The organism is Streptomyces sp. SJL17-4, assembly GCF_036826855.1.
GTDB lineage: Bacteria > Actinomycetota > Actinomycetes > Streptomycetales > Streptomycetaceae > Streptomyces.
In genome coordinates, this window is record NZ_CP104578.1 from 3,325,589 (window position 1) to 3,339,974 (window position 14,386).

General features: G+C 72.2%; 14 protein-coding genes. 3 read left to right on the forward strand and 11 right to left on the reverse strand.

Features of this window, described 5'->3' with window-relative positions; all coding sequences use genetic code 11:
- Positions 1 to 24: 24 nt before the first annotated feature.
- The 7 genes from N5875_RS14475 to N5875_RS14505 form a co-directional block, all read right to left on the reverse strand.
- Complete coding sequence (locus N5875_RS14475; protein ID WP_338494160.1) at positions 25 to 1,575, reverse strand: hypothetical protein; 1,551 nt, start codon at positions 1,573 to 1,575, stop codon at positions 25 to 27.
- Positions 1,572 to 2,204 (reverse strand): ATP-binding cassette domain-containing protein, encoded by a 633-nt coding sequence (locus N5875_RS14480; RefSeq protein ID WP_338494163.1) that lies wholly within the window; start codon positions 2,202 to 2,204, stop codon positions 1,572 to 1,574. The genes N5875_RS14475 and N5875_RS14480 overlap by 4 nt, the downstream gene beginning before the upstream one ends.
- Positions 2,201 to 2,938: a methyltransferase domain-containing protein gene (locus tag N5875_RS14485; RefSeq protein ID WP_338494166.1), complete on the reverse strand. Its 738-nt coding sequence runs from the start codon at positions 2,936 to 2,938 to the stop codon at positions 2,201 to 2,203. Before N5875_RS14485 ends, N5875_RS14480 begins: the two co-directional genes overlap by 4 nt.
- Positions 2,931 to 3,503, reverse strand: coding sequence for a CypD family RiPP peptide-cysteine decarboxylase (locus N5875_RS14490; protein ID WP_318208910.1), 573 nt, complete (start codon positions 3,501 to 3,503; stop codon positions 2,931 to 2,933). The genes N5875_RS14485 and N5875_RS14490 overlap by 8 nt, the downstream gene beginning before the upstream one ends.
- Positions 3,500 to 4,060 (reverse strand): hypothetical protein, encoded by a 561-nt coding sequence (locus N5875_RS14495; RefSeq protein ID WP_318208909.1) that lies wholly within the window; start codon positions 4,058 to 4,060, stop codon positions 3,500 to 3,502. Before N5875_RS14495 ends, N5875_RS14490 begins: the two co-directional genes overlap by 4 nt.
- Positions 4,050 to 5,603: an alpha/beta fold hydrolase gene (locus N5875_RS14500; RefSeq protein WP_318208908.1), complete on the reverse strand. Its 1,554-nt coding sequence runs from the start codon at positions 5,601 to 5,603 to the stop codon at positions 4,050 to 4,052. The genes N5875_RS14495 and N5875_RS14500 overlap by 11 nt, the downstream gene beginning before the upstream one ends.
- A 329-nt stretch (positions 5,604 to 5,932) precedes the next feature.
- Positions 5,933 to 6,115 (reverse strand): cypemycin family RiPP, encoded by a 183-nt coding sequence (locus N5875_RS14505; RefSeq protein ID WP_318208907.1) that lies wholly within the window; start codon positions 6,113 to 6,115, stop codon positions 5,933 to 5,935.
- A 586-nt stretch (positions 6,116 to 6,701) separates the two neighbouring features.
- Here N5875_RS14505 and N5875_RS14510 point away from each other — a divergent pair.
- Positions 6,702 to 10,004: a tetratricopeptide repeat protein gene (locus N5875_RS14510; RefSeq protein WP_338494172.1), complete on the forward strand. Its 3,303-nt coding sequence runs from the start codon at positions 6,702 to 6,704 to the stop codon at positions 10,002 to 10,004.
- A 107-nt stretch (positions 10,005 to 10,111) separates the two neighbouring features.
- On the opposite strand, the gene N5875_RS14515 is transcribed toward N5875_RS14510, so the two are convergent.
- Positions 10,112 to 10,348 carry a hypothetical protein gene (locus N5875_RS14515; RefSeq protein WP_338494175.1) on the reverse strand — a complete coding sequence of 79 codons (237 nt, stop codon included), beginning with the start codon at positions 10,346 to 10,348 and terminating at the stop codon, positions 10,112 to 10,114.
- Complete coding sequence (mca, locus tag N5875_RS14520) at positions 10,341 to 11,222, reverse strand: mycothiol conjugate amidase Mca (protein WP_318208904.1); 882 nt, start codon at positions 11,220 to 11,222, stop codon at positions 10,341 to 10,343. The genes N5875_RS14515 and mca overlap by 8 nt, the downstream gene beginning before the upstream one ends.
- Positions 11,223 to 11,320: 98 nt before the next feature.
- Here mca and N5875_RS14525 point away from each other — a divergent pair, with 98 nt between their 5' ends.
- Positions 11,321 to 11,722, forward strand: coding sequence for a DUF4307 domain-containing protein (locus N5875_RS14525; protein ID WP_318208903.1), 402 nt, complete (start codon positions 11,321 to 11,323; stop codon positions 11,720 to 11,722).
- Positions 11,723 to 11,911: 189 nt separating this feature from the next.
- Entirely contained in the window at positions 11,912 to 12,409 is a 498-nt protein-coding gene (gene greA / locus N5875_RS14530; protein ID WP_030323988.1) for a transcription elongation factor GreA, read from the forward strand.
- Between the two features lie 116 nt (positions 12,410 to 12,525).
- Here greA and N5875_RS14535 read toward each other — a convergent pair whose 3' ends face one another.
- A complete protein-coding gene (locus N5875_RS14535; protein WP_318209229.1) occupies positions 12,526 to 13,323 on the reverse strand; it encodes an ABC transporter permease in 798 nt (265 codons plus the stop codon).
- Between the two features lie 5 nt (positions 13,324 to 13,328).
- Positions 13,329 to 14,375, reverse strand: coding sequence for an ATP-binding cassette domain-containing protein (locus N5875_RS14540; RefSeq protein ID WP_318208902.1), 1,047 nt, complete (start codon positions 14,373 to 14,375; stop codon positions 13,329 to 13,331).
- Positions 14,376 to 14,386 lie beyond the last annotated feature (11 nt).

Sequence of the window (14,386 nt, forward strand, 5' to 3'; positions counted from 1 at the left end):
GGGGGCCACTCCCGCGGGGCGTCGCTACACCCGGCCGAGGCGGCTGACGAGGGGCCGGAGGGACCACCCGGTGCGGCGCAGGCCCGCCCAGACGCAGCAGGCGGCCGCCCCGAGCGCGGTCAGGGCCGCGCCGGACGCGGACGGCATGCCGTTCATCACGAGGACGCCGGCCAGGACCACGACCAGTCCGTCGAACTGCCATACGAAGACGCGGAGGGCGGAGAGGTCGCCCAGCGGCGTGATGATGGGCAGCAGCAGTTCGACGGGCAGGTTCATCTTCATCTCGCGCAGGAACCTGGCGCCCAGCACGAGCACCACCGTCCCTGCCGTGAGCAGCACCGCGTCGGCCGGTCCGCCGCCCTGGAGCGGCCACCGGGCCAGGACGGTGACGGCGCTCGCGAGCCCCACCGGGACCACCACGGCGACGGCCGGCCAGGCCAGGGTGCGGGCCAGCATCCCGCCCCACCACTCGCCGAGCAGCGGGGCCAGGGTCAGCTCGTCGCGCAGTCCGCGCCAGCTCTCGCCGACCCACCCGGACCCCAGGTACACGCCGACCGCGCCGGCCGTCCAGGACAGGGTCGCGAGCCGGGCGTCCGGCTCGGCGACGCCGAGCGTCAGCAGGACGCCGCCGGCCGGCAGGAACGCCGCGGCGGCGAGGGCCCGGCCGCGGGTGCGGAGCGCGCGGACGGCGCCCTGCGCGAGGTGGCCGCGCAGCCGCCCGTCCGGGCGTGTCAGCGCGGAGGTGAGCCCGCGCGGCTGCGGGCGGTACAGGTCGAGCGCGTGGTGGAGCGTGCCGGTCCAGGCGAAGGTCTGGGCCTCGGCGGCGCGCGCCGATTCGCGTGCGAGCCGGGCGAGGTCGACCGTACGGACGGACCGGAGGGCGGACCGGCCGAGCAGGGCGGCCGCGACCGCGAGCACACCGGTGACGAGCCACAGGCCGCCGCCGCCCAGCAGGGCGGACCGGCCGAGCGGTGCCACGGCGGCCACCGCGACGGCCACGGCGGCGGCGAGCAGGACGTTCTCGCGCACCGTCCGGACCTGGCCCCACAGCCATGCCACGGGGGCGACGGCGCCGATGCCCACCGCGACGGCCAGGCCCTGCGGCAGCAGCGCGCTTCCCGGGTGGTCGAACAGGTCGGTCGCGAGGAACGTCGCCGTGCACACCGCGAGGAGCGTGCCGAGTCCCGCGTACGCCAGCCGGCGGCGGGCGATCGTGCCGAGGTAGTGCGTCGGGGACAGGTCCGTCGACATGAACACGTGCAGCAGGAACGGCTTGAGCACCAGCGGTCCCCAGAACCGGCCGGTGAGCTGGGCACCCCAGACCGCCGTCGCCGCGACCAGGCACGCCACGGGGGTCGCCGCCTCGGCGGACGGCAGGGAGACGAGCGCCTCCGTGGTTCTCACCAGATAGACGACGGGCGCCACGTAGACGGCGCCGAGGATGACGCTGAGATAGACGGTGTACGCCCAGTCCTGCGGCGTGGCGCGGTCGCCGCGGTGGGCGTACCGGTGCCGTACGGCATGGACGCGGTCCCGGGGATCGGCCTCGACCGCGGTGATGCTGTCCGTGGTCATCCCAGCTCCATGACGCCGTCGCAGGCTTCCACCATGCCGGCCTCATGGGTGGCGACCAGGAACGACGTCCCCTGTTCGGCGCGCTCGGCGAGGAGGGCGGCGACGAGGTCGACGCGATCCGTGTCGAGATGCCGCTCGGGTTCGTCGAGCAGGATGACGTCGGCGGGGCGGACCAGGGTCAGGGCGAGGTTGAAGAGCTGGAGCTGGCCGGAGGAGAGCTGGGAGGGGAAGCGGGCGCCCAGTGCGGTGAGCCCCAGTCGCCCGATGATCTCGTCGGCGCGTTCGGCGGTCTCCGTGGTGTTGCCGTACCAGGACGCGGCGACCAGGGTCACCTGCTCGCGGATGGTCATGTCACGGGCGACGGGGATCGGTTCGACGAGCGAGGCCATGAGGCGCCGGTGCCGGGGCCGGGCCATGTCGACGGTCTCGCCACGTACGAGGACGGCGCCGCCCGTCAGCCTCCGGCTGCCCAGGAAGGCCCGCAGGAGGGTCGTCTTGCCGGAGCCGTTGCTTCCGGTGAGGCACCAGAACTCGCCGGGCATCACCTCGAACGTCGTCGGCGCGAGGAGGGTGGTCCCGTCCAGGACGACCGTGGCGTCCTCCGCGGCGATCGCCGGCACTTCGCTCACTGCCGCTCCAGTACGACCAGCATCTCCCGCGAGCGCGCGGTGTAGGGCTCCCCCGCGTACGACCCGTCGACGCCCGTCACCTCCAGACCCGCGATCCGCGCCATCAGCCGGATCTCCGCCAGCGTAGCCCAGGTGGCCTGCTCGTGGAACGCGGTGAGTGTCGAGGCGCCCTGGACCAGGAAGATGCTCAGGATCTGCTGGCCGGCCCGGTCCGCGGTCTGCGTCACCGTCACCATCCGGTCCCGGCCCAGCGGGTAGGTGACCGACTGCGCGTCGCCGCCCGCGCGCTGGAACTCGGCGGGGTCGGTGCAGTCCAGGAAGACCGCGCCACCCGGCTTCAGGTGCCGGGCGATGCCGCGCAGGAGCTCGATCTTCTCCTCCTGCTCCTGGGCGAGGAAGAAGGTGTTCCGGGACATGGTGACGACGTCGAACGTGGTGTCGAGCCGGAGATCGCGGAAGTCGCCCTCCACCGCCTCGACCTCGTGGTCCAGACGCTTCTTCTCCAGCATGTCCAGCGACGGCCGCGAGGCGTCGACCGCCACGACCCGCGCACCGGCCTCGGCGAGCGCGAGCGAGGACACGCCCGTGCCGCACCCCAGGTCCAGGACGGCCAGCCCGGACAGCGGCCGGTGCGACGACACCCAGGCGACGAGCCCGGCCCCCGGGGAGAGCATCGACGACACCAGGTCGTAGGCCTCGATCGCCGTCTCGTCGTACACGCTCGGGTCACTCACCGGAACGCCCTTCCTTCCGCATCCTGTTGGCCACGGCGAGGGCACCCGGCAGGTTGAACCCCACCTCGGCCGTCTGCCGGTTGCTCGCGCGTACGCCGTTCACCCGCGGCGCGAACTCGACGTTCGGGCGGAGCTTGAGGGTCTGCACGTTGTTCTCGACGATCTCGTTGGACCCCGGGAACGTGTCCGCGATCACGAGGGGCGCGTCGGTCAGCTGGAGCATCATGAGGGCGGGCGAGTCCGCGCGCCCCTGCGCCAGACGCATGACGGTGTCCAGCGTGGCGGGGAAGACGAGGAAGCACTCGGAGGCGCCGCTCTTCCCCGAGTTGACCTCGGGCGGCACGTCCGGGTCGTCCCACGAGTCGACCCACACCGCGCCGTTCGCCAGGTGACGCAGCGCCCGGACCGCCAGGAACCGCGAGGCCGCCGGCGTCACCGACACGTTCACGACCAGCTCCGGCTGGAACTCCCGCAGCCAGTGGATCCACCACGGCACGAGCGCCGCGCTGATGGAGCCCGTGACATGGACGTGCAGCTCCGCACCCTCGAACTTCTCCACGTTCACGCGGCGGCTCCCGCCGGGCGGGGGGCGGCGGTGAGGGGGATCCACTCCGAGGTGAGGATCGGCTTCATCCGCTGCTCCACGGGCGCGCTGGGGAACACGTTCATCAGCAGGAACTGCAGCGCCCTGGCGTCGTCCGCCACCGCGGCCCGGCTCGCCGCGAGCACCAGGTCGTACGGCAGGCTCTGGGTGACCCACGAGAAGTCGGCCTGGTTCGCGCTCATGATGGAGAGCTGCTGCATGGCGTCGAAGAGCGCCTTGGGCCCGCGGCTGCGCGGGTTGTACAGCACCTGCGTCCACCCGTGCGGCACGACGGGCGTCACGTCGCGCCACGGCGTGGGACCGCCGTCGGTGGTCTCCCGCACCAGCAGATGCACGTTCTGCACACCCGGGTTCGGAGCGAAGAACCGCCAGCCGGGAATGGGCCAGCCGCCCGTGAACGTGCGCATGTCCTGGTTGTACGAGTCGGGGGTGTTCTGCAGCACGGTCGCGACCAGGTGCGCCGCGAGCGCCCCGACCGCGACGGTGGCCGCCCCGCCCTTGATCCGGTCAGTAAGCATCCATGAACCTTCTGATAGCGCCCTCGACCTGCTCCGCGTGCTGCCGGTATCCGATGATCGACCGGTGCGCCGAGCCGCGTACCACCTCGAACTTCGCCCCGAGCTTCTCGGCCAGCACCGCCTGCTGGTCGGCGTACTCGTCCGAGGCGACGACCAGGACCGAGTCGACCGCGCCGAGGCGTTCCACGGCGCCCTCGGTCCGGATCCGCCGGTATTCGCGGACCGAGTTGACGATGTTCCTCGGGGAGAACACGAACTGCACGTGGCTGTACTGGACGTCGGGCGTGTAGCCCGCCTGCCGCTCCACCGCGTTGGGCGCCCACTCGTAGATTCCGGTGAGCGCCGCCACGAGCGTGTAGACCTGTGCCTGGAGGAACCGGCCGAGCCGCCTGCGGTCCGTACGGTCCTCGTCCAGGAGCACCGGGTCGGTGCCGTCGACGACGATCAGCTTGTCGACGCGGCCGGCGAAGGCCGCCTCGCCCAGGTAGGAGGCGGCGCTCAGCGAGCCGATCGAGTGGGTGACCACCACGATCCGCCCCTCGGCACCCACCTCGTCGAGCACGGCGGCGAGCAGGTCGCCGTTGGCCGCGCGTGACGTCGTGAGGCCGTATCCGGAGCGGTGGTAGCGGATGACCGTGTGGTGCTCGGCCAGGCTCTCCGCGACCCACTCCCACGATTCGAAGGACTGGCCGAGGCCGCACTCCAGGACGATCACCGCGCGGGAGGGGGTCCCCTCCGCGGGGCGGTCCACCCGGTACTCGACCTCGCCGTCGCCGTGGCGGAGCCGCGCGGCGCCCTTGGGGCCGAGCCGCCGCTGCTCGGCGATCCGGCGCTTCTCGCGCGCGATCAGCGCGCTGGTGAGGACGGCGCCGCCCGCGATGCCGAACACGGCCTTCTCGAACGTCCGGGGCGCGCCTCGGGTGTCCAGGACGTAGCCGACGGCTCCGTGGGAGCCGAAGAACCCCCAGACGAAGCGCGGCAGTTCCATGGCCGTCGCCACGCCGACGTGGAAGGCCTTGACGGCCGTGAGCGCGTGGGAGGCCTGCTCGCGCGGCAGCAGGTAGATGAGCGGGAAGGCCGTCTCCCACACGACCGTGCCGACGGTCAGGGCCCGGCAGAGTCGCGGGTACTTGCGGAGGATCGCCGCGGCCGGCCCCCGGCCGTACGCCTCCGTCTGCAGGACTTCGAGCAGGGCGTCGCCCTGGACCCAGCTGCTGCCGAAGGCCTTGGAGATTCCGGAGACCGCATAGCTCAGCCCGGCCTGGAAGTTGACCGCGCGCAGGAAGAGATCGTCGGAGAGCCGTTGGTCCGGAATCAGTCCCGTGAGGGCCCGGTACTGCGTGATGACCGCCGTCATCTGGTCCGCGCCGTCCCGCCCGTACGGGGTGCGGATCTCGCTCAGCCGGTTGCATGTCCCGATGACCGTCGCGGCGGCGATCTGGGCCTTCCGGTTGCCGCGCGCGAGCGCCAGCCCCGCCGATGCGGCGAGGGTCACTCCCGCGAGCACTCGGGGAGTGCGCGGATGGTCGAGTACGCGGCCCATCCGGTGCCGCAAAGTACCCGGCGGATACTGCTGGGCCGATGTGCCTCTGAGATATCCGTCGTCTTCGAATTCCGCACGGAGAAAAAGGGTCTCCGCGGCCGCCAGAGCCTGCCCGACCGCTATCGGAAGGAATACGCGATCGGCCGCCGCCTGGGCACCTTTCGCATGCGAGGCGTGTCGCCCCCACCACTTCCATTTCACCGGATTGTTCGTCTCCCCCGTCGCATTTCTGGCGTCGCATGTCCGGCCGCCGTCGTGAGTCGTGCGCAGCCGCGCGCCGGAGAGGCCCGGTGGTGACGGGCCTCTCCGGCGGCAGCCTCAGTCCTGGGTCAGCAGACCAGGCAGATCGTGCTGCCCTGGATCACGAACTGGGCGACGGTCGGCGTGGCCGGGGTGGCCATGGCCGGGGTCTCGCAGTCCGCGTGGAAGCCCGGGGCCGCCGCGCTGAGAACGGAGTTCGCAAAGTCCTGCGCCGCCAGAGCCTCAGCGGAATTCGAGCTCGTAAGAGTCATTTCAGATCGCATTTTACTAACCTTTCGTCGGTGGTCAGGCGAGCGAATGGTCCAGGCATATCGAACGTTGCCACCCCCGTCGCCCGCTCTAGTGGACGCGCTGTACAACGTTGCAACTCGATGTCGCGGACCGACCTTATGCAGACCCCCAAGAAACCGTCAAGCGCAATTGACCGGCAACCGCTGCATATAACACAGGGGTTGGAAAGCATCAGAAGTAGCAGCTCTTTTCGGCCACCACTACGGATCCTTTATACGGGGCGACTCGGAAGATTGGGGGCGGTGATTTCGCCGGCCGCGAACGGCGTCCGAGGGGCCATCGCGCGGGGGCGCCCCGCCATCCGGGGGCCGGGCGCCGGAGCCTCGGGTGCCGGGACTCACGGAACTCGGCCCGTGCGGCATCCGGCCATTTCTCGACCCACAAGCCCCCTCGCCGTTCGGCATGTCGACCGTCCCGCCGCGGCCGTCCCCTCCCTTCTCCGCTCTCGCGCCTGCGCGCCCCGCGCAGCACACTGGACGCGCACGGTCCGGGGTCTGACAGGGCCTCAGGGACGGGATGGTCGGGCGGGCGCGGAGGGGGACGCACATGCGGGAGAGCCATCGGGTCGAGGCCGAGCGGCTGTGGGAACGGGCGGTGGAGGAGGAGGTGCGGAGTTCCGGGAGCCGGGCGGACGCGGAGACCCTGCTCGCCCGGGGCCGGGCCGCGCTGGACTCGATGGCGGCGGGGGCGGAGGAGGAGTACGCGGAGTACGCGGCGTCCGTACGGGCCGCGGAGGAGGGGGAGGCCGGCGACGCCCGTACGGCGGCGAACCGTTCCTCCGGGCCGGTGTTCGGCGGACCCGCGCTCGTCGCCGGAGTCGCGGCCGTCGCCGCGGTCGGCGCGGACCTGGCGCTCGGTACGACGACGGGGACGGCGCTCGGCGCGGGCGCCGTGGTGGCGGTGGCGGGCGCGGCGGCGACGGTGCTGAAGGCGACGACGGGACGCGCCGGGCAGGTGCCGACTCGACGTGCCGGGCAGGTGACGCCGGCGACGGCAGCGGCGCCGATGGCGGTGCCGGTGCCGGACGGCGCCGTCGAGGCGGCGCGGGTGCGCTGGCTGACGGCTCTGGAGGTACGGGGCATCCGCCCGTTCCTGGAACGGGAGCGGGAGCGGGAACGGGAGCGGGAGCGGGCCGCGCTCGCCCATGGGAACGGGGAAGCACGGCCCGAGCGCGCGCCCGCCCAGAGGAACGCGGCAGCACGGCCCGAGCGGCTGCGCGGGGCCGATCGGAGTGCGGCGGCCCGGCAGCGGGCCGTACTCGAACGGTCCTTCGGGCAGCTGCCCGACCCCGGGGACTTCGCGGGCCGTCGGGAGGAGCTGGCGCGGATCACCGGGTGGGTCCGTACGGGGCGCGCCTCGGCGGCGACCCGGCCGACGGTGGTCCTGCTGCACGGCGAGCCCGGCTCCGGGCGGACGGCGCTCGCGGTACGGGCGGCGCACGCGCTGCGCGACCAGTTCCGCGGCGCGTGCGTGGTGGACCTGCGGGGAGGCGCGAGCGGTGAGCGGCCCCTCGCACCCCGGGAGGCACTGCTCCATCTGCTCAACCGGCTCGGCGCCCCGCGCGAGCGGCTCCTCTTCCGGGAGGGCGCCACGGCGGACCAACAGGTGGCGCGGCTCACGGAGTTGTACCAGCGGCAGCTGACCGGGGTGCCGGTGACGGTGATCCTGGACGACGCCGTGGACGCGGCCCAGGTGCGGGCCCTGCTGCCGGAGCGCTCCGAGAGCCTGGTCCTGGTGACCTGCCGGGAGCCGCTGGACCTGGGGGACGTGCCCGTACACCTCCTGCCGGTGGCGGCGCTCGACGCGGCCGGGGCGGAGGAGCTGTTGCGGGCGGCGGGCGGGGCGCCGGACCCCGGTCCGTACGACGCGGAGGCCCTCGACCGGATCCGGGAGCTGTGCGGCGGGCTTCCGCTGGCGCTGCGGGCGGCGGGTTCCCTGCTGACGCGGCGGTCCATGGACGAGCTCGCGGAGGTACTCGGCCGGCCGGGGCGGGGTGACACCCCGGTCGAACGGGCCCTGTGGGCACGGTACGTCGTCGATCTCGACGACGAGGCCCGGCGGCTGCTCCGGCGGCTGTCGCTCGCCGGGCGGGCCTCGCTCGGCGCGGCGGCCGCCGCCGCGCTGCTCGACGGGACCGGCGCCGAGGGCGCCCGGCTGCTGCGGGAGCTGGCCGGCGCGGGGCTGCTCGCCCCGGTGCGCGGGGAGCGGTATCGGCTGCACGACGCGGTGCGCGGTTTCGCGGCGCTCCGGCTCCTCGACGAGGAGGACGCGGCGGAGACCGCGGCGGCGCAGGAGCGGTTGATACGGAACTACGCGGAGCTCGCGGACGCGGTGATCCGGATGGTCGACGGCAAGATGTCCACCCGCGCGAACCGATTCGACGGGCACGGCTTCGGTTCCCTGGAGGCGGCCCTGAGCTGGCTCGACGAGGAGTCCAGCTTCATCACGGCGGCCCTGCGGCACACGGAGGGCGTCGATCAGCAGACCGTGCTCGATCTGCTGGGCGCGCTCTGCGACTACTGCCTGCTGCGCGGCGACCTCTACCGGCTCGGCGAGATCAACGAACTGGCCGAGGCCGTCGGGCAGGGGCAGCTGTCCCGCTCGGTGCAGTGGCGGACCGGCATCGCGGCCCGGCAGCTCGGCGAGCTCGACAAGGCGCGGACGACCCTGACGTCGGTGGTGTCGCTCTACCAGGAGGCCCACCAGGACGCGGGTACGGCGCTCGCGCTCTGTTCGCTCGGCATCACCCTGCACCACCAGGGCCGGCTGACGGACGCGGCGGCCCGGCTGCGGGAGGCGCTCGCGCTCCAGGAGCCGGCGGCGCTCGCCGCCGACCGGGGCTGGACGCTGCACGCGCTCGCGGCCGTGGAGCGGGACCGGGGGAAGCTGGCGGAGGCCATGGCGCTGCTCGACCGGTCGCTCGCCCTGCACCGGGAGCACGAGTCCCCGCACGGTCAGGCGTGGGCGCACTTCCAGCGGGGCCAGGTGCTGCTGCTGCGGGGCGATGTGCCGGGTGCGGAGGCCGGGCTGCGGGAGGCCCTCGACGGCTACGGGCGGATCCACGACGGGCGCGGCGCGGCCTGGGCGCTGACCCAGCTGGCCAGGGCGCGGCTCGCCGCCGGGGACGCCGAGCCGGCCGTCGAGGGGCTGCGCGGGGCACTCGCCCGGCACCGGGAGCAGGAGGACGCGCGCGGGGAGGCGTGGACGCTGTTCCATCTGGCCCACGCGCTGGAGGAGCGCGGCGACCGGGACGACGCGGTCCGGGAGCTGGGCAGGGCGCGGACGATGTTCTCGCGCATGCGGGACGTGTACGGGCTGGCCAGTGCCCGGCACCATTCGGGGCGGGTCACCCGCGACCAGCTCGCGGCCCGCACCGGCGGTCTGCGCAACTCGGGCTTCGCCCGGCAGCTGCTCGTGGACGCGCGGGCGGACTTCCACCGGATCGGGGTGCCGCACGGGGAGGCCTGGACCTCGCTGGAGCTGGCGATCATCGACGCCGGCAACGCCCGGGTGCCGCAGGCGCTCGGGCTGTGCGACGAGGCCCGTGCGCTGTTCGGCACGTACGGCGACCGGCGGGGCGCGGACTGGGCCCGCTTCCTGCGCTGCACCCTGCTCCCGCACGCGGTCCCGGGCAGCCCGGAGCCGGGGACGGTCACGGCGCGCGAGGAGCTCGCCGCGCTGGTCGCGGACCGGCATCCGGCGCGCGACCCGCGGCTCGACGACTGCGCCGAGGCGTACGGGGTGATCCTGGGCCGGGGCATCCACCCGTCGACGCCCTGGCAGGCCTGGGACCTGGGCATGGTGCCGCACCGGCACGCCCGGGAGGTCCTCGGGGTGCCGGTGGAGTAGCCCGCCGTTCCACGACGGCGCCGCCAGGGCCGTACCGCTGAGCCCGCCGTTCCACGACGACGCCCCCGGGCCCGTACCGCTGCGGTACGGGCCCGGGGGCGGGTCGGCTACTTGCCGGCCGAGGAGGCCGGGGTCTCCGGGGCGGCGGCCGGGTCGGGGGCCTCCTCGAAGGAGACCTTGCCCATGTGGCGGTTCATCGACTTCATCAGCTGCCAGACCGCGACGGCCAGCACCGCGAAGACGACGAAGCCGAGGACGCCGGGGGTCACCTTGTTCTCGTCCAGCTCTTCGGCGGCGAAGGGGACAAGCTGGGTCAGTGCCAGGTGTGCGCTCATGTCAGGCATTGTCGCGGATGCCCGCGAAGAGATCTTCCTCGGGGAGGGAGGTCGGCACCAGCGCCTTGCTGAGCTCGTACTCCTCCGTCGGCCAGACCTCCTTCTGGATCTCCATCGGCACCCGGAACCAGCCGCCGTCGGGGTCGATCTGGGTGCGGTGGGCGATCAGGGCCTTGTCACGGATCTCGAAGAACTCCGCGCAGGGCACGAACGTGGTCAGCGTCCGCTCCTTGCCCGCGAACTCCTTCCAGCGCTCCAGCCACTCGCCGTACGGGGACTCCAGGCCGCGCGCGAGGAGCGCCTCGTGCAGGGCGACCGTGCGGGGGCGGTTGAAGCCCTGGTTGTAGTAGAGCTTCAGGGGCTGCCAGGACGGGCCGAACTCGGCCTCCGGGTACTTCTCGGTGTCGGTCGCACCGTCGAAGGCCACCATCGTGATCTTGTGGGTCATGATGTGGTCGGGGTGCGGGTACCCGCCGTTCTCGTCGTAGGTCGTGACGACCTGCGGACGGAAGGAGCGGATCTTGCGGACCAGTTCCCCGGCCGCGGTGTCGACGTCCTCCAGGGCGAAGCAGCCCTCGGGGAGCGGCGGAAGCGGGTCGCCCTCGGGCAGACCCGAGTCGACGAAGCCCAGCCACTCCTGGGAGACGCCCAGGATCTCGCGGGCCTCGTCCATCTCCTTGCGGCGCACCTCGTGGATGTTCGCCTCGACATAGGCGTCACCCTGGAGCTGGGGGTTCAGGACCGAGCCGCGCTCGCCGCCCGTGCACGTCACGACCATGACGTCCACCCCCTCGGACACGTACTTGGCCATCGTGGCCGCACCCTTGCTCGACTCGTCGTCGGGGTGGGCGTGAACGGCCATCAGTCGCAGCTGCTCAGTCAAGACTCGATCCTCAGTGATTCGACGCGGAGGGTGGTCTCTATAGTGACGGAATCGGGGGAGTGAAAATTCCGCCACCCCCGGCTCGGAGAGGATCGATCATGAGCGCGGTGCGAGAGCAGCTGCCCGAGGGGCGTTACGGACGCTCCGCGGACGAGGCGGCCGACCGCAAGCTCAAGATCACGGGCGCGGTGCTCGGTGTCCTCTTCCTCGGCCTGATGGGCTGGTTCGGCTGGCACTACGTCGTCGACAGCAGGATCAGCGCCGAGATGATCAAGTTCGACGTGGTGAGCGCCACCGAGGTCCAGGTGCACCTGGAGATCCGCAAGGACGAGGACGCCAAGGGCGTCTGCACCCTGCGGTCCCGCTCCGAGGACGGGGCCGAGGTGGCCCGCAAGGACGTCCGGGTCGACGACCCCGCGAGCCGGGTCGACCGCGTCTACTCGCTCCGTACGACCGCCCGCGCGACCAGCGCGGAGCTCATGGGGTGTACGGCTCGGTAGCGGTGGGTAGGGACCGGGTGTCGAGTCCCGGCGAGTCACCCCGGTGACCTGGGGTGACGCCATCCTGATGGTTATGTCCTCCCGCTTTTCGCCACTCATTGTTAGGCTCGTGGTTTCGCCCACCCGGGAGAGCAGAGCTTTCCCGTGTAGGGCGATGCTTTGTATTCCCAGTACCTACGAGGAGCACCTGTGACCCAGACCAGCGACAACGTCACCTGGCTCACCCAGGAGGCGTACAACAAGCTCAAGGACGAGCTTGAGTACCTGTCTGGTCCCGCGCGCACGGAGATCACCATCAAGATCGCCGCCGCCCGCGAAGAGGGGGACCTGCGCGAGAACGGCGGGTACCACGCGGCCAAGGAGGAGCAGGGCAAGCAGGAGCTCCGCATCCGGCAGCTGACCCAGCTCCTCGAGCACGCCAAGGTCGGCGAGGCTCCGGCGGACGACGGCGTCGTCGAGCCCGGCATGGTCGTCACGATCGCCTTCGACGGCGACGAGAACGACACGATGACCTTCCTGCTCGCCTCCCGCGAGTACGCGAGCGGTGACATCGAGACCTACTCGCCGCAGTCGCCGCTCGGCGTCGGTGTCAACGGCAAGAAGGCCGGTGACGACGCCGAGTACGAGCTGCCGAACGGCAAGAAGGCCACCGTGAAGATCCTCAGCGCGAAGCCGTACACCGGCTGATCCACCCGCGCTCCACGAAGGGCCGGCCCCCACCGGGGCCGGCCCTTCGTGCTGCATGGCCTCGACGCAGCCGACGGCTCTGCCCTGACCGGTCGCCCCTCGCCGGTCCGGGACCGTCAGCCGTTCGCGCGGCGGTACTTGCGGACGGACAGGGTGCGGAAGATGGCGATGATCAGGACGGAGTAGATCAGCGACGCCCACACCGGGTACTGCATCGGCCAGGCGTCGGACGGGGACAGGCCCGGATCGCCGAAGAGTTTGCGGCAGGCCTGGACGGTGGCACTGAACGGGTTCCACTCCGCGACGGGCTGGAGCCAGCCCGGCAGTTTGCTGGAGTCCACGAAGGCGTTCGAGATGAACGTCACCGGGAAGAGCCAGATCAGGCCGCCCGAGGTGGCCGCCTCCGGGGTGCGGACCGAGAGGCCGATCAGGGCGCCGATCCAGGTGAAGGCGTAGCCGAGGAGGAGCAGCAGGCCGAAGCCGGCCATGACCTTGCCGAAGTTGGTCGGTGCCGCGTAACCCGGACGCCAGCCGATGATCAGCGCGACGACCGCGAGCACGAGGAGCGTCAGCGCGGTCTGCACGAGGTCGGCCAGGGTGCGGCCGGTGAGGACCGCGCCGCGGGCCATCGGCAGCGAGCGGAACCGGTCGATGAGGCCCTTGTGCATGTCGTCGGCGATGCCCGCGCCCGCGCCCGCCGTGGCGAAGGTGACGGTCTGGGCGAAGATGCCGGCCATCAGGAAGTTCTTGTAGACGTCCGGGTCGGTGCTGTTGCCGATCTGCATGGAGCCGCCGAAGACGTACGTGAAGAGGATCACGAACATCACCGGCTGGATCAGGCCGAACAGGATCATCTCGGGAATCCTGGACATCCTGATCAGGTTCCTGCGGGCGATGACCAGGGAGTCGTTCATGGTGCTCACTCGGCCGCCTCCTTCACACGCCTGTCGCCGCGGTCGCCCGGCCGGGACTCCCCGTCCGGCCCGCCGTTCCCGTTCTCCTCCGCCTCCCGCTCGGCCGCGTGGCCGGTCAGGGAGATGAAGACGTCGTCGAGGGTGGGCCGGCGCAGTCCGATGTCGTCGATCTCCACACCCACGGCGTCCAGGTCGCGGATGACCTCGGCGAGCAGCTTCGCGCCGCCGGCGACGGGGACGGTGAGCTTGCGGGTGTGCTCCTCGACGGACACCTCGCCGTGGCCGATGCCCGCGATGCCGTAGCGCGCGAGGACGGCCCGGGCGTCGCCGATCATCCCCGGCCCGTGGACGACGACCTCGACGCGCTCGCCGCCCGTCTGGGCCTTGAGCTGGTCGGAGGTGCCGCGCGCGATGACCTTCCCGTGGTCGACGACGCAGATGTCGTGGGCGAGGTGGTCGGCCTCCTCCAGGTACTGCGTGGTGAGCAGCAGGGTCGTACCGCCCGCGACGAGTTCCTTGATGACCTCCCACAGGCCCTGCCGGTTGCGGGGGTCGAGGCCGGTGGTCGGCTCGTCCATGAACATGACCGGCGGGGAGACGACGAGGGCGGCCGCGAGGTCGAGGCGGCGGCGCATGCCTCCGGAGTACGTCTTGGCCGTGCGGTCGGCGGCGTCGGCGAGGTTGAAGCGCTCCAGGAGCTCGTCGGCCCGCACCTTCGCGTCCTTGGCCCTCATCTGGTAGAGCTGCCCGACCATCTGGAGGTTCTCGCGGCCGGTGAGGTACTCGTCGACGGCCGCGAACTGGCCGGAGAGCCCGATCCTGCGACGCACCTCGTCGGGGTCCTTGAGGACGTCGATCCCCGCGACGACGGCCCGGCCGCTGTCGGGCTGGAGGAGGGTGGTCAGCACACGCACGGCGGTCGTCTTCCCCGCGCCGTTCGGACCGAGCAGACCCAGGACGGTGCCCTCCGGCACGTCGAGGTCCACGCCGTCCAGAGCTCGTACGTCACCGAAGGTCTTCACCAGACCCTCGGCATAGATCGCTCCTGGCATGTGAGTACTCC

Excerpts from the sequence above, each read along its gene's own strand:
- N5875_RS14475 (WP_338494160.1), bottom strand. The coding sequence starts at position 1,575 with ATGACCACGGACAGCATCACCGCGGTCGAGGCCGATCCCCGGGACCGC.
- N5875_RS14500 (WP_318208908.1), bottom strand. The coding sequence starts at position 5,603 with ATGGGCCGCGTACTCGACCATCCGCGCACTCCCCGAGTGCTCGCGGGA.
- N5875_RS14515 (WP_338494175.1), bottom strand. The coding sequence starts at position 10,348 with ATGCCTGACATGAGCGCACACCTGGCACTGACCCAGCTTGTCCCCTTC.
- N5875_RS14505 (WP_318208907.1), bottom strand. The coding sequence starts at position 6,115 with ATGACTCTTACGAGCTCGAATTCCGCTGAGGCTCTGGCGGCGCAGGAC.
- N5875_RS14495 (WP_318208909.1), bottom strand. The coding sequence starts at position 4,060 with ATGCTTACTGACCGGATCAAGGGCGGGGCGGCCACCGTCGCGGTCGGG.
- N5875_RS14540 (WP_318208902.1), bottom strand. The coding sequence starts at position 14,375 with ATGCCAGGAGCGATCTATGCCGAGGGTCTGGTGAAGACCTTCGGTGAC.
- N5875_RS14525 (WP_318208903.1), top strand. The coding sequence starts at position 11,321 with ATGAGCGCGGTGCGAGAGCAGCTGCCCGAGGGGCGTTACGGACGCTCC.
- N5875_RS14535 (WP_318209229.1), bottom strand. The coding sequence starts at position 13,323 with ATGAACGACTCCCTGGTCATCGCCCGCAGGAACCTGATCAGGATGTCC.
- N5875_RS14510 (WP_338494172.1), top strand. The coding sequence starts at position 6,702 with ATGCGGGAGAGCCATCGGGTCGAGGCCGAGCGGCTGTGGGAACGGGCG.